Source organism: Sulfitobacter sp. NFXS29 (assembly GCF_040148765.1).
GTDB lineage: Bacteria > Pseudomonadota > Alphaproteobacteria > Rhodobacterales > Rhodobacteraceae > Sulfitobacter.
This window is the reverse complement of the sequence record NZ_JAGDED010000006.1, coordinates 171,702-185,599: the sequence shown is the minus strand read 5'-3', so window position 1 is coordinate 185,599 and position 13,898 is coordinate 171,702. Positions and strand designations below refer to the sequence as shown.

Annotated in this window: 11 protein-coding genes and 1 riboswitch; of the genes, 7 read left to right on the top strand and 4 right to left on the bottom strand. The window is 62.7% G+C overall.

The genetic code is table 11. The features are described from left to right. Positions 1-123: 123 nt before the first annotated feature. Positions 124-792, top strand: coding sequence for an SDR family NAD(P)-dependent oxidoreductase (locus J3456_RS11675; RefSeq protein ID WP_349580398.1), 669 nt, complete (start codon positions 124-126; stop codon positions 790-792). Then, positions 789-2,315 carry a cryptochrome/photolyase family protein gene (locus J3456_RS11670; RefSeq protein ID WP_349580397.1) on the top strand — a complete coding sequence of 509 codons (1,527 nt, stop codon included), beginning with the start codon at positions 789-791 and terminating at the stop codon, positions 2,313-2,315. The genes J3456_RS11675 and J3456_RS11670 overlap by 4 nt, the downstream gene beginning before the upstream one ends. A gap of 13 nt (positions 2,316-2,328) precedes the next feature. Here J3456_RS11670 and J3456_RS11665 read toward each other — a convergent pair whose 3' ends face one another. The 3 genes from J3456_RS11665 to J3456_RS11655 all read right to left on the bottom strand — a co-directional run bounded on the left by J3456_RS11665 (position 2,329) and on the right by J3456_RS11655 (position 5,184). Beyond that, positions 2,329-2,694, bottom strand: coding sequence for an antibiotic biosynthesis monooxygenase family protein (locus J3456_RS11665; RefSeq protein WP_349580396.1), 366 nt, complete (start codon positions 2,692-2,694; stop codon positions 2,329-2,331). A gap of 103 nt (positions 2,695-2,797) precedes the next feature. After that, positions 2,798-3,478, bottom strand: coding sequence for a DUF1236 domain-containing protein (locus J3456_RS11660; protein ID WP_349580395.1), 681 nt, complete (start codon positions 3,476-3,478; stop codon positions 2,798-2,800). A 233-nt stretch (positions 3,479-3,711) separates the two neighbouring features. Further along, positions 3,712-5,184 carry a nitrilase-related carbon-nitrogen hydrolase gene (locus J3456_RS11655; RefSeq protein ID WP_349580394.1) on the bottom strand — a complete coding sequence of 491 codons (1,473 nt, stop codon included), beginning with the start codon at positions 5,182-5,184 and terminating at the stop codon, positions 3,712-3,714. Between the two features lie 204 nt (positions 5,185-5,388). Between J3456_RS11655 and J3456_RS11650 the strand changes: the two genes are divergently transcribed. Both J3456_RS11650 and gltX read left to right on the top strand, forming a co-directional pair. Further along, positions 5,389-6,999 carry an MORN repeat-containing protein gene (locus J3456_RS11650; RefSeq protein WP_349580393.1) on the top strand — a complete coding sequence of 537 codons (1,611 nt, stop codon included), beginning with the start codon at positions 5,389-5,391 and terminating at the stop codon, positions 6,997-6,999. Between the two features lie 65 nt (positions 7,000-7,064). Beyond that, positions 7,065-8,402 (top strand): glutamate--tRNA ligase, encoded by a 1,338-nt coding sequence (gene gltX / locus J3456_RS11645; protein ID WP_349580392.1) that lies wholly within the window; start codon positions 7,065-7,067, stop codon positions 8,400-8,402. A 72-nt stretch (positions 8,403-8,474) separates the two neighbouring features. Here gltX and J3456_RS11640 read toward each other — a convergent pair whose 3' ends face one another. Beyond that, positions 8,475-9,065, bottom strand: coding sequence for a gamma-glutamylcyclotransferase family protein (locus J3456_RS11640; RefSeq protein ID WP_349580391.1), 591 nt, complete (start codon positions 9,063-9,065; stop codon positions 8,475-8,477). A gap of 98 nt (positions 9,066-9,163) precedes the next feature. Continuing rightward, positions 9,164-9,250: riboswitch (glycine riboswitch) on the top strand. A 150-nt stretch (positions 9,251-9,400) separates the two neighbouring features. Here J3456_RS11640 and gcvT point away from each other — a divergent pair. The 3 genes from gcvT (at position 9,401) to gcvP (ending at position 13,873) form a co-directional block, all read left to right on the top strand. Continuing rightward, positions 9,401-10,534, top strand: coding sequence for a glycine cleavage system aminomethyltransferase GcvT (gene gcvT, locus J3456_RS11635; protein ID WP_120350160.1), 1,134 nt, complete (start codon positions 9,401-9,403; stop codon positions 10,532-10,534). A gap of 21 nt (positions 10,535-10,555) precedes the next feature. Next, entirely contained in the window at positions 10,556-10,915 is a 360-nt protein-coding gene (gene gcvH, locus J3456_RS11630; RefSeq protein WP_349580390.1) for a glycine cleavage system protein GcvH, read from the top strand. 111 nt (positions 10,916-11,026) lie between these two features. Next, positions 11,027-13,873 (top strand): aminomethyl-transferring glycine dehydrogenase, encoded by a 2,847-nt coding sequence (gene gcvP / locus J3456_RS11625; protein WP_349580389.1) that lies wholly within the window; start codon positions 11,027-11,029, stop codon positions 13,871-13,873. Positions 13,874-13,898 lie beyond the last annotated feature (25 nt).

The window sequence follows — 13,898 nt, the reverse complement described above, 5'->3', positions numbered from 1 at the left end:
CCCGTTTTCAAATGGAAAGGGGGTGTTGCGGCTTTTGTTTGCCCCCGCGTCAGCGCCGCCTATCTGCCTATGAGCAAGGGAGATGCGGATGCGGCGACAAGCGATACCACGAGAGGCGGCAGCGTGAGCGCGCGGGTGCTTGTGATCGGTGCCAGCGGCGGGATTGGCGCGGCGCTGACCGAGGCTCTGCGGGCGCGGGATACGGAAGTGACCACGCTGTCGCGCGCGGCGGATGGGTTTGACGTAACGGATGAGGCTTCGGTCAATGCGACGCTAAAGGGGCTGAGCGGCCCCTTTGACGCGGTGATCGTCGCCACCGGCGCTTTGGAGATCAATGGGGCGGCCCCGGAAAAATCGCTCCGCGCGATCACGCAGAAGGCGATGATGGACCAGTTCGCCGTGAACGCCATTGGCCCTGCGCTGATCCTGCGTCACGCGGCGCGGCTCCTGCCGTGCGACAGGCGGTCGGTGTTCGCCGTCCTTTCGGCACGGGTGGGCTCTATCGGGGATAACCGTTTGGGCGGCTGGATCAGCTACCGCAGCGCCAAGGCAGCGGTGAACCAGATCGTGCACACCGCCGCGATTGAGCTCAGCCGCAGCCATCCGCAAAGCATCTGCGTGGCGCTGCATCCCGGCACCGTGGAAACACCCTTTACCGAAAAATATCTGGGCCGCCATCCGGCGGTGCCGCCGGGGGAGGCTGCGGACAATCTGCTGCGGGTGATCGACGGGCTGACCCCGGACAATAGTGGCGGGTTCTTCGACTGGGCCGGAAAGGCGGTGCCGTGGTGAGCCGTTTGATCTTGGTTCTGGGCGATCAACTCTCCCTAAACCTGTCATCGCTGCGCGAGGCCGACAAGGCGCGCGATGTGGTGGTCATGGCCGAAGTCGCGCAAGAGGCGGAATATGTCCGTCACCACCCCAAGAAAATCGCACTGGTCTTTGCCGCGATGCGCAAATTTGCCCGCCTGTTGGAGGATGACGGCTGGAGCTTGCGCTATACTCGGCTGGACGATCCCGAAAACGCAGGCTCTCTCGTCGGCGAACTGCTCCGCCGGGCGGAGGAGACCGGCGCGGGCGAGGTGATCGTGACAGAGCCGGGGGAGTGGCGGCTGCTTAACACGCTGACCGATGCGCCGTTTCCGACGCATCTCTTGCCGGATGACCGCTTTATCGCCAGCCGCAAACGGTTCGAAGATTGGGCCGAGGGGCGCAAGGCGCTGCGGATGGAGTATTTCTACCGCGAGATGCGCCGCGAGACCGGCCTGCTGATGGAGGGCGACGATCCCGCAGGGGGCAAATGGAATTTCGACCACGACAACCGCAAACCCCCTAAGGAGGGGCTGAACATCCCCCAGCCGCTCAGCTTTGCGCCTGATGCTGAGACCCAAGCGGTGCTGGCCCTCGTGGAGACGCGTTATGGGGACAACTTCGGTGATCTGCTCCCCTTTGACTTTGCCACCACGCGTGCGGAGGCCCTGCAGGTCTTGGCGCATTTCATCACCCACGCCCTGCCGCGATTTGGCGATTATCAGGACGCGATGCTGGAAGGGCAGCCCTATCTCTTTCACGCGCTGATCTCTCCCTATCTGAACCTTGGGTTGCTCGATCCGATGGAGGTCTGCCGGGCCGCCGAAAAGGCGTGGCAGCAGGGGGACGTGCCGATCAACGCCGCCGAAGGGTTCATCCGCCAAATCCTCGGTTGGCGCGAATATGTGCGGGGCATCTATTTTCTTGAGGGGCCGGAGTATGTGGCGCGCAACGTGCTGCGACACGACCGCGACTTGCCTGCCTTTTTCTGGGGTGCCGACACGCAGATGAATTGCCTGCGCCAAGCCATCGGGCAAACGCAGAAATACGCCTATGCGCATCACATTCAGCGGTTGATGGTGACGGGCAATTTCGCCCTGCTGGCCGGGATTGATCCGCATCAGGTGCATGAATGGTATCTAGAGGTCTACGCCGACGCCTATGAATGGGTCGAAGCGCCCAACACCGTCGGCATGAGCCAATTCGCCGATGGCGGGGTCATCGCCTCGAAACCCTATGTCTCTTCCGGGGCTTACATCAATCGCATGTCGGACTACTGCAAAGGATGTAGCTACAGCGTCACTGCGAAGGCGGGACAGAAAGCCTGCCCGTTCAACCTGCTTTACTGGCACTTTCTTGACCGGCACCGAGAACGGTTTCAGGGCAATGCGCGCATGAGAAACATGTATGCCACGTGGGACCGCATGGATGCCGACCGCCGTGAGGCGGTCTTGCGCGATGCGGGCAACTGGTTGCGGCGTTTGGAGGCGGGGGAAACGGTCTAGTCCCGGTCAGCCTTCAGCCTTCGGGACTGGGCCGTGGCGGATGGATTTCCTGACTGTCCTGTGGCGCCTCGGCGCGGTCGAACATACCATAGTCGCGGATCACATGGGCGATGCGCAGGTGGTAATCGGTAAAGATCCCCTCACGCCCTGCTGCCTGCGCGCCGCGGTGCGCGGTCAGCTTGCGCCAGTTCTGCACCGCCTCTTCATCGCGAAAGAAAGAGAGTGAAAGCAGCTTTTCGGGGTTGGTGAGGCTTTGGAACCGTTCGACAGAGATGAAGCCATCCACCTCATCTAGCAGGGGCCGCATCTTGGCCGCAACATCGAGGTATTCCTCGCGGCGGTCGGGGTGGGGGAAGACTTCGAAAATAACGGCGATCATGTTGGCTCCCTGCGGTTGCTGCCCCATGCTAGCCCTAGTTTTCGGACAAAGAAAAGGCCCGGAGATTACTCTCCGAGCCCTCTTTTTTCAAGTCTATGGCAGCTTAGCGCACGACGTCGACGATCAGGTTCGTCTCGTTGTCAACGATCACGGTCGCGCCGTTGATGTTGACATAGCGGTATGTGGTTTCCGGCACCTCATAAGTGGTCACGGTCGTGGGGATGCCCGCACCGACAACCACTTCACCGTCGAGGTACACGGTATCAACCGGGTTCTCGCGGACGTAGGTGATGGTGGACTCTTCGGGCTCAGCAGCGGCGGAACCTGCCGCACCACCTGCGATGCCACCGGCAATGATGCCACCAATCGGGCCACCAACGGCATAGGCCGTCAGCGCGCCAAGGGTTGCACCGGCAGCAGCGCCTTCGGTCTCATTCTCGGCGGTGCCATCGGGGTCTTCATAGGTCACGGTGCCCACTTCAACGGTCGCGGGGCGGGTGGTCAGGGCCACGGCCTGCTCTTCGACGTCAACGGCAAGGTAATCAGAAGAGGACCAGCCCATTGTGTCGCCGAAATTGACCCGGCACCAAGATTGGCCGTCAAGGCAGCCTTCGACCATAGTGGCTTCGCCACCGGGGATGACACCGACGATGTCGTACTGCGGGCCGGGGCCCGAACGGATGTTGAGATCGGTTGCGGCATAGGCTTCGGCAGACTGTGCATAGACAGGTGCAGCGGCACCCAAAGCGATGGCAGATACCATTCCAAGTTTAACGATATTCATCTCTTAACCCTTTCTGTTCGGCGGGAGTGCCCTGCGGGAAATCCGGCGCCGTTGTTGGTGGTGTTTGGACAACTGTGGCGGGAAGGGTTCGTTCCCTATGACTTGCGGCGCGCCCGGTTTTTGGGCTCTCATCGCTTACAAATTGGGCGGTAAGCTGCTGGAAGGTGGCGGGAAATCGCCTGCCTCTGGCGCTCTGGGGAAGGTGGGAAACCTATGGTGTGATCTAGGCGTTATCAGCCGTCGCGCCAGTGGGCGGGGTAGGGGTGCTCCGGCCGCAATGCCGTGACGCGCGGGCCGGGAGCGGAGCGATTTTTCTGCGGCTGGTTGCTGAGAAGACGCGCCGCGACCTCTTGGGCGGTCCGCTGGTCAAAGCCCCCCGCTACGCAGTCCCCCACACTGCCGTTCTTGCCCTCCAAGATGCGCAGGATGTCGTCCACTGCGCCTTCCTCTTGAGAGTGTCCCCGCTGCGGAAGTGCGGCAGAGGCCGGGCCTCGCATCCACGCGCGGTGGGTGGCGTTGCGCCATTGGCACAGGGCAAGCACTTCGGTCTGGTACAGGTCTTTGATCGGGTTGAAATCGCTTGGTACTGTGCTCTGTCCCATGGCGGCTGCAGATTTGTTCTGTGCCGTGAGCAGCAACTCTCCTGCGTCCTCCGCCAAAGCGCGGAGCATCAGGCCGCGCAGGGCGAGGGCGAGGCCATCTGCATTGACCGTCGCGCCGAGCCCTGCGAGGCGGGCGTGCAGTGTGGACTGTAGATCACCCCCCACCGGGACCGCGATCTGGCGGACATTCTCGGGCCCCAAAGCATCGCCCGCGATCGTCGCGGCCAGCGCGGCATCACGCCCTTCGGTCTGTTCGATCAGCACTTTGGAGGCTCCGGCTTTGGCGACATAATCGCGCAGGCCGACAACCAAAGTACGGTAATCCCGCTCCAGCGCGCTTGGCTGTGATGCAAGGTCTCCGACCACGATCTGCCACCCCTCCGGGGCCCGTTCCAGATCGACATGAGTGATGGCCCTGTCAAAGGCGGGCAGTTGAAGCGCAAGCTGGCCGCCGGGGTTCAGCGCGAAAGAGGAGCCGTCATAAACCGCCTCATCCTGCCCTCCGACCATATTGAGGTAGATCAGCGGCAACTCCGTCTCGATCACCCGCGCGACCATATGATTCAGCCGCCGGTCCATCGCGCCGCGCAGGTGGGGTGCCGCATTTGGGATCAAAAGGAATTCGGCCCCCGTTTCGGCCTGCGTCTCGGCCACATCGCCAGTCCAGCCATCCGCCCCGATGGGGGAGCCGATGCGCAGCCCCTCAACCGCATAGGGGCCACTGATCGGGCCTGCGTCAAAGTGAGAGTGCCGCGCGGGGCCGTGTTGAAGCACCGGTTGGGCGACCTTGCCACCCTGTAGGATGAGATAAGCGTTATGAAGTTTCGCCCCCTCGACCCAAGGCGCGCCAAGCGCCAAGGCGGGGCCATCGGCGCAATGGGCGGCGAGCGCCTCAAGATGGGTCACGACATCGCGTTGAAAGGCCGGGTTGAGCAGCAGCGCTTTCGCATCATGCCCGGTCAGGAACAGTTCGGGCAGGGCGACCAATTGCGCGCCCGCGTCGCGCCCGGCCTGCCATGCCGCGCGCGCCAGTGCCGCGTTCCCCGGCAGGTCGCCGACGGTCGGGTTCAATTGCCCGAGGGTGAGGCGAAAACGGTCTGACATGCAAAAGCTCCGGGCTGGCTGGTGTGGGTTGGATGTAGCAGATCGGGCCCAGGGCGAAACCCCTGCGCGCAGGCTGGCCCGCCGCACCGGGTGCGCGGGATCCGCCGAAACCGGCACGCCTGTCCTGCAAACACGTTGCCTCTGCCCTCTATCACCCGTAACCTCAGGGCAAATGACACCTAACGAGATCGGGAAATTCCGCCCATGTTGCACCGCAGCTTGCCCCTCTGTCTGATCGCTCTTCTGGCCACGCCGCTTGCGGCGCAGGACGGGCAGGTGCTGACCAAGGAATATGACGACGGCGGCATCTATGAGGGCACGTTTCAAGGCGGCCTTCAGCATGGCACCGGCACCTATAAGCTGCCCAATGGCTATGAATATTCCGGCGAATGGGTCGAGGGTGAGATCAAGGGCGAAGGCGTCGCGCGCTTTCCCAATGGCTCGGTCTATGAGGGTAATTTCGCCAAGGGCAAACCGGACGGTCTGGGCAAGATCACCTTTGCCGATGGCGGCACCTATGAGGGCGAATGGGAAGCGGGCGCGATCATGGGGCAAGGCGTGGCGATCTACGCCAATGGCGTGCGCTATGAGGGTGAGTTCCGCAATGCCAAACATCACGGCAAGGGCGTGATGCAAAGCCCCGGCGGCTATGAATACAAGGGCGATTGGGTCGATGGCGTCAAACAGGGCGTTGGCACGATCACCTATCCCGATGGCGCCGTCTATGAAGGCGAGATCGAAGGCGGCAAGCGCAGTGGCGAGGGCACGCTGACCATGCCCGACGGGTTGGTCTATGTGGGCCTGTGGAAAGACGGCCAGATCGACGGGACCGGCACGCTGACCCAACCCAACGGCGATATCTACGAAGGCACGCTGGTCGCGGGCCGCCGTGAAGGCAAGGGCAAGGTCACCTATGAAAACGGCGACACCTATGAAGGCGACTTCAAGGATGACCGCCGCGACGGGCAGGGCACGTTCACTGGCACCGATGGCTATGTCTACACCGGCTCTTGGGTCGCCGGGCAGATCGAAGGGGAGGGTCAGGTGACCTATCCCGACGGATCGGTTTACGTTGGCACCTTCCGCAATGATCTGGCCGATGGCACGGGCAAGATCACCTACCCCGATGGATCGACCTATGAGGGCGCTTGGGTGGCAGGCGTGATCGAAGGCGAAGGCATCGCGACCTATACCAATGGCGTGGTCTATGAGGGCGAATTCAAAGATGCCCGCAACCATGGCCAAGGGGTGATGACCTATGCCGACGGCTACCGCTATGAGGGCGGCTGGCAGGACGGTCAGCGCCACGGTCAGGGCAAGGCGACCTATCCCGACGGCACGGTCTATGAAGGTGCGTTCAGGAATGGGCAGCGTCACGGTCAGGGCAAGATCACAATGGCCAGCGGTTTCGTTTACGAAGGCGAGTGGACCGAGGGAGAGATCGAAGGGCAAGGCGTGGCGACCTATGCCAATGGCGATGTCTATGAGGGCACGTTCAAGGCGGGCAAGCGGCAGGGCAGCGGCACCATGCGCTATGCCAGCGGCGAGGAAGCCTCGGGCGATTGGGAGAACGGCGCGTTGAGCGATGGAACCGCGGGGGCGGCAGCCGACACCGCAGCCGATCCCGCAGCCGACACCGACTCCGGCGCCGCGGCGGAGACCCCTGCCGACGACGCACAGCCCGCAGATGCGGCACCGGCAGCGACCGGCGCTGAGGAAGACGCCCCCGATGAGGGCGTCTCAGACGACGGCACCGACGCCGACACCTCCGAGGTTGTGCCCGCCCCGACCGGCACCGCAGCAGGCGGCGGCTGACCCCCGCCTTTGCTGGACAACGCCCGCGCCCTGTGGCAAGCCCGCGCGCAACAGGAGTACGCCAGATGTCCAACCCAACGATCACCCGTTTCGCCCCGTCCCCCACTGGCTATATCCACGTGGGCAACCTGCGCACCGCGCTGATGAACTACCTCATCGCGCGCAAGGCGGGCGGCACTTTCATCCTGCGCATCGACGACACCGATCCCGAGCGCAGCCGCGAAGAATATGTCGACGGGATCAAGCAAGACCTCGAATGGTTGGGCTTGGAATGGGACCGAGTTGAGCGCCAGTCCGAACGGTTGGACCGCTACCACGCCGCCGCCGAAGACCTGCGCGCCAAGGGCCGTTTCTATGAAGCGTTCGAGACGCCGACAGAGCTGGACCTCAAGCGCAAGAAACAGCTCAACATGGGCAAGCCGCCGGTCTACGACCGCGCCGCGCTGAATCTCTCCGACGATGAGAAAGCCGCGCTGCGCGCCGAGCGTGGCGATGGTGTTTGGCGGTTCAAGCTTGATCACCAGCGGATCGAATGGGACGACGGTATTCTGGGCGACATCTCTATCGACGCGGCATCGGTCAGTGACCCGGTGTTGATCCGCGGAGATGGGCAAATCTTGTATACGCTGGCGAGTGTTGTCGACGACACTGATATGGGCGTGACCCATGTGGTGCGCGGATCGGACCATGTGACCAATACCGCGACGCAAATTCAGATCATGCAGGCGCTGGGCAACGGCGCTGTGCCGTCCTTTGCGCATCACTCACTGCTGACCGGTCCGCAGGGTGAAGCGCTAAGCAAACGCTTGGGCACATTGGCCCTACGTGATCTGCGGGAGCAGGGGGTTCAGCCTTTTGCGCTGCTAAGCCTCATGGCGCGGTTGGGGTCGTCCGATCCGGTGGAACTGCGCACCGAGATGGCGCAGTTGATCGATGGGTTCGACATTAACCGTTTTGGGTCGGCCCCCACGAAGTTTGACGTTCAAGATCTTTTCCCGCTGACAGGGCGCTATTTGCAGCAGCTGCCGCTTGAGGCTGTGAAAGACGACATCACAGCCATTGGCGTGCCTGAAGATCAGGCGGGGCAGTTCTGGGCCGTCACGCGAGAAAATATCTCGACGCTGAAAGACCTTGATGCGTGGTGGGTTATGTTCCGCGACGGGGCCGAGCCGGTGATTGCCGAGGAAGACCGCGAGTTCGTGGCTCAGGCCATGCTGCTGCTGCCGGAGATGCCCTTTGATGAGCAGACGTGGTCAAGCTGGACTGCCGCGGTCAAAGAGGCCACCGGGCGCAAGGGGCGCGGGTTGTTCCGGCCCCTGCGTTTGGCGCTGACGGGGCAGGAACACGGGCCGGAGATGGCGCAGGTTATGCCGCTGTTGCAGACCGTGAAAGCACGCGGCTGAGGCGGGCCGAGGGCAGGCGGGGGCGCTGCCCCCGGACCCCCGCGGGTATTTGAAAAAGGATGAATGAACCGGTTAGAAGTTCTTCTTTGTGAAGGGGACTTCGTCGCGTGATTTCACCTGCAGCGACAAGCGGTCGATGTGGTGATCGACCACGGCCGTTTCTTCTGGCGTTAGGGTCTGGTGGCGCGGGTAAAGGGGCGCTGCGCGGTCGTTCAGGATAGGTGTGTCCCAGCCTTCGGTGGTGTCAAAGAAGCGCGCCGCGCCATCGGTGCCGAACTCACGCAAGAAGCCTTGGACCACGACATCAAGATAGCTGAGCAGGATCACGTGATCGCCGTGGTCGACCGTGATTTCAAGCGGGATGGCGTAATGGGCGATGTCGGGCGCGGGGACGATATCATGGACCACGGCGCCGCCTGAGGCATGGCGTTCGTAGCTGTATTCACGCTGGTCCAGCGCCGCCCAATCCGCGCCCGGCACGGCGGCGATGAGCCCGTCGATGCGGGTGCTTTGATCCTGAACAACGCTGAGATATACGATGTCGCGCCCTTCGGCGCGGACCCATTTGCGCCGCCAGCCGTCGAGGCGCGCGGGCCGGGCGTCGGGGTAGGTGTGGGTATTGCGGTTCACAAGGCTGCCGTAGCCGAAAAAATAGGGAGTCATGCGCGAAAGGTCCTGTATTTGTCGCGCGCACCAAAACATGTGTCGTATCCGGCTACAACCATGCTTGACGCAGAGGTATGCGGCGGCATACGAAAGGCCCAATCGTCACGGGAGAATCGGTTAACGCCGATGCCGAAGGAGCAACCGCCCCGGAAACTCTCAGGCCCCAGGACCGCGACGTGACCAAAAACTCTGGAGAGATGCGCGGATGCGCACGCCGAAGGGATAACGATCTCAGGCGGAAGGACAGAGGGGGCATCATGCGCGGCAGACGCTGCGCAGAGGTGCCGGCATGGTCAAAAGGTCATCCGGAAGCGACAGGAAAGGCGAACCGGATGAGCGATCTCAAGCAGACGGCATTGCATGATTTGCATGTGGAACTGGGGGCCAAGATGGTGCCCTTTGCGGGCTATTCGATGCCCGTGCAATACCCTCTTGGCGTGATGAAAGAGCATCTGCACACCCGCGCCGCCGCCGGGTTGTTTGATGTGAGCCACATGGGGCAAGTCGTGCTGCGGGCCAAGTCGGGCAGCTATGAGGATGTGGCCTTGGCGATGGAGAGCCTCGTGCCGGTTGATGTGCTGGGGCTTGCCGAGATGCGCCAGCGTTATGCGATGTTTACGGATGCCACGGGTGGTATCTTGGACGATCTGATGTTGGCCAATCTGGGTGATCATCTGTTCGTTGTTGTGAATGCCGGGTGCAAGGATGATGACATCGCCCTGATGAAAGAGGCGTTGTCGGATCGTTGTGAGATCGAAGTGCTCGAAGATCGTGCGCTGCTGGCATTGCAGGGGCCGCAAGCCGAAGCGGCGCTGGCCCGGTTGCAGCCCTTGGTGGCGGATATGAAATTTATGGATGTGGCCAAGGATGTCGACATTGACGGGATCACCGTCACCCTGTCGCGCTCGGGCTATACGGGCGAAGACGGTTACGAGATTTCGGTCGCGAATGAAGATGCCGTGGCCTTGGCGCGCAAGCTTTTGGCGCTGGAAGAGGTCGAGCCCATCGGTCTGGGCGCGCGTGACAGTCTGCGGTTGGAGGGCGGGTTGTGCCTTTATGGTCATGACATCGACACCACCACCACGCCGGTTGAGGCGGCGCTGAACTGGGCGATCCAAAAGGTGCGGCGCAATGACGGCGAGCGTGCGGGCGGTTTTCCGGGTGCGGGCGTGATCTTGCAGCAACTGGCCGATGGGGCGCCGCGCAAGCGGGTGGGGCTGCTGCCCGAGGGCCGGGCGCCGATGCGCGAAGGGGTGGCGATTTTCGATGCCGCCGAGGGCGGCAACGAGGTTGGCACAGTGACCTCTGGCGGCTTTGGTCCGACGGTTGGCGGCCCGGTTGCCATGGGCTATGTCAGCGCCGAGCATGCGAAGGTCGATACGCCGCTTTGGGGCGAGGTACGCGGCAAGCGCTTGCCACTGACTGTCACGAAAATGCCGTTCGTTGCGGCGAACTTCAAACGCTGAATCTACACAGGGAAATCCGATATGAAATTTACCGAAGAACATGAATGGCTGCGCGTCGAGGGTGACGAAGTGGTCGTGGGCATCACCACGCACGCCGCCGAGCAGTTGGGCGATGTTGTATTCGTGGAACTGCCCGACGAAGGCACCACCGTGAGCAAGGATGACGAAGTTGTCGTGATCGAATCCGTCAAGGCGGCGTCGGACATCCTCGCCCCGATCGACGGTGAGATCACCGAGGTCAACAGCACGCTCACGGACAACCCCAGCATGGTCAACGATGACCCGCAGGGCGATGCATGGTTCTTCAAGATGAAGGTCACCGATGCCAGCCAGATGGACGACTTCATGGACGAAGCCGCCTACCAGAAATTCATCGGCTAAACCGCCGCGCGTGCCGGGGGACCGGTGCGCGGCTGATCACCTGCGTCGCCCGCTTTGGGCGGCGCGCCACAAACAGGGGGCGCCCTGCCGCGCCGTGACGAGGAACCCGACATGAGCTTCAAGCCCACCGATTATCTGCCCTATGATTTCGCCAACCGGCGTCACATTGGCCCGTCCCCTTCCGAAATGTCGCAGATGCTCGACACCGTGGGCGCCGAAAGCCTTGATGCGCTCATCGACGACACGCTGCCCAAGGCGATCCGTGCGAAACAGCCGCTTGATTTCGGCAAGGCGATGAGCGAGCGCGAAGTGCTTGAGCACATGCGCAAGGTTGCGGGCAAGAACAAGGTGCTCACCAGCCTGATCGGGCAGGGCTATCACGGCACCGTCACGCCTCCGGCGATCCAGCGGAATATTCTTGAGAACCCCGCATGGTACACCGCCTACACGCCCTATCAGCCCGAGATTTCGCAGGGCCGTCTGGAAGCGTTGCTTAACTTCCAGACTATGGTGAGCGACCTTACCGGGTTGGAAATCGCCAATGCGTCGCTTCTGGATGAGGCCACCGCCTGCGCCGAGGCGATGACCATGGCGCAGCGCAGTTCGAAATCCAAGGCCAAGGGTTTCTTTATCGACAGCAATTGCCACCCGCAGAACATCGCCGTGATGAGGACCCGCGCCGAGCCCTTAGGCATTGAGGTGATCGTCGGAGAGCCCGAGGAGATGGACGCCGAGAAGGTCTTTGGCGCGATTTTCCAGTATCCGGGCACCTACGGCCATGTGCACGACTTCACCGATCACATGGCGGCCCTGCATGAGGCCAAAGCCGTGGGCATCGTCACTGCCGACCCATTGTCGTTGACCCTGCTGAAAGAGCCGGGCGCGATGGGGGCCGACATCGCCGTGGGCAGCACGCAGCGTTTTGGCGTGCCCGAGGGCTATGGCGGCCCCCACGCTGCTTATATGGCTTGCAAGGATTCCATGAAGCGCGCGATGCCGGGGCGGATTGTTGGGGTGTCCATCGACGCCCATGGCAACCGCGCCTACCGCTTGTCGCTGCAAACCCGCGAGCAACACATACGCCGCGAGAAGGCGACCTCGAACGTTTGCACCGCGCAGGCGCTGCTGGCCGTCATGGCGTCGATGTATGCCGTGTTCCACGGGCCGGAAGGCTTGAAAGCCATCGCGCAGCGCATCCACCGCAAGACAGTGCGTCTGGCGAGGGGCCTAGAGGCCGCTGGCTTTGACGTGCAGCCCGAGAGCTATTTCGACACGGTCACCGTCGAGGTCGGCCCCTTGCAGGCCGCGGTGATGAAATCCGCCGTGGACGAAGGCATTAATCTGCGCCGTGTGGGCGGGACCAAGGTTGGCATCACGCTGGACGAGCGCACCCGCCCCGACACCATCGAAGCGGTCTGGCGTGCCTTTGGCATCCGTCAGGCGGATGATGATTTTACGCCTGAGTACCGCCTGCCCGACGCGATGGTCCGCACGAGCGACTACCTCACGCACCCGATTTTCCACATGAACCGGGCCGAGACCGAGATGATGCGCTACATGCGCCGCCTCGCGGACCGTGATCTGGCGCTGGATCGGGCGATGATCCCGTTGGGGTCTTGCACGATGAAGCTGAACTCGGCGGCTGAGATGATGCCGGTGACGTGGCGTGAATTCTCGCTGATCCATCCCTTCGTGCCCGCCAATCAGGCGCTTGGCTATCAGGAAATGATCGACGATCTCTCGGACAAACTGTGCGAGATCACCGGCTATGACGCGATTTCGATGCAGCCGAACTCAGGCGCGCAGGGCGAATATGCGGGGCTTTTGACGATCGCCGCCTATCACCGCGCCAAGGGTGAGGGGCATCGCAACATTTGCCTTATTCCGATGAGCGCCCATGGCACCAACCCGGCCTCCGCGCAGATGGTGGGCTGGAAGGTCGTGGTCATCAAGACCGCCGCGAATGGCGACATCGACCTTGACGATTTCCGCGCCAAAGCCGAGCAGCACAGCGAAAACCTTGCCGGTTGCATGATCACTTACCCGTCGACCCACGGTGTGTTCGAGGAAACCGTGCATGAGGTGACCAAGATCACCCATGACCACGGCGGTCAGGTCTATATCGACGGCGCGAATATGAACGCCATGGTGGGCCTGTCGCGCCCCGGCGATCTGGGCGGCGACGTGAGCCACCTCAACCTGCACAAGACCTTCTGCATCCCGCATGGCGGCGGCGGCCCCGGCATGGGGCCCATCGGTGTGAAATCGCATCTGATCGCGCATCTGCCGGGCCACCCGAACGAAGAGGGGGCCGCGGTCTCGGCGGCGCCTTACGGCTCGCCCTCGCTGTTTCCGATCTCTTGGTCTTACTGCCTGATGATGGGCGGTGACGGTCTGACGCAGGCGACCCGCGCCGCAATCCTGAACGCCAACTACATCGCCAAGCGTCTCGAAGGGGCCTATGACGTGCTTTACAAAGGGCCGAGCGGTCGGGTGGCGCATGAGTGCATCATCGACGTGCGCCCCTATGAGGAAACCGCGGGCATCACCAACGAAGATGTCGCCAAACGTCTGGTCGATTGCGGCTTCCACGCGCCAACGATGTCTTGGCCGGTCGCGGGCACGCTGATGGTGGAGCCAACGGAGTCCGAGACCAAGGCCGAGCTGGACCGTTTCTGCGACGCCATGCTGGCGATCCGCGAAGAGATTCGCGAGATCGAAGAGGGCCGGATGGACCGCGCCAACAATCCGCTGAAAAACGCGCCGCATACGGTGGAGGATCTGGTGGTGGAATGGGGCGACCGGCCCTACAGCCGCGAGCAGGGCTGCTTCCCTCCGGGGGCCTTCCGGGTCGACAAATACTGGCCGCCGGTTAACCGCGTCGACAACGTGCACGGCGACCGCAACCTGATCTGCACCTGTCCACCGCTGGAGGACTACGCCGAAGCGGCGGAGTGATCAGACCACCAAGACAGCCAAAGGG

What these genes read in the sequence shown, in the direction of transcription:
- J3456_RS11665 (WP_349580396.1), bottom strand. Translation starts at nt 2,694, where the DNA reads ATGATCGCCGTTATTTTCGAAGTCTTCCCCCACCCCGACCGCCGCGAG.
- J3456_RS11660 (WP_349580395.1), bottom strand. Translation starts at nt 3,478, where the DNA reads ATGAATATCGTTAAACTTGGAATGGTATCTGCCATCGCTTTGGGTGCC.
- J3456_RS11655 (WP_349580394.1), bottom strand. Translation starts at nt 5,184, where the DNA reads ATGTCAGACCGTTTTCGCCTCACCCTCGGGCAATTGAACCCGACCGTC.
- J3456_RS11650 (WP_349580393.1), top strand. Translation starts at nt 5,389, where the DNA reads ATGTTGCACCGCAGCTTGCCCCTCTGTCTGATCGCTCTTCTGGCCACG.
- gltX (WP_349580392.1), top strand. Translation starts at nt 7,065, where the DNA reads ATGTCCAACCCAACGATCACCCGTTTCGCCCCGTCCCCCACTGGCTAT.
- J3456_RS11640 (WP_349580391.1), bottom strand. Translation starts at nt 9,065, where the DNA reads ATGACTCCCTATTTTTTCGGCTACGGCAGCCTTGTGAACCGCAATACC.
- gcvT (WP_120350160.1), top strand. Translation starts at nt 9,401, where the DNA reads ATGAGCGATCTCAAGCAGACGGCATTGCATGATTTGCATGTGGAACTG.
- gcvH (WP_349580390.1), top strand. Translation starts at nt 10,556, where the DNA reads ATGAAATTTACCGAAGAACATGAATGGCTGCGCGTCGAGGGTGACGAA.
- gcvP (WP_349580389.1), top strand. Translation starts at nt 11,027, where the DNA reads ATGAGCTTCAAGCCCACCGATTATCTGCCCTATGATTTCGCCAACCGG.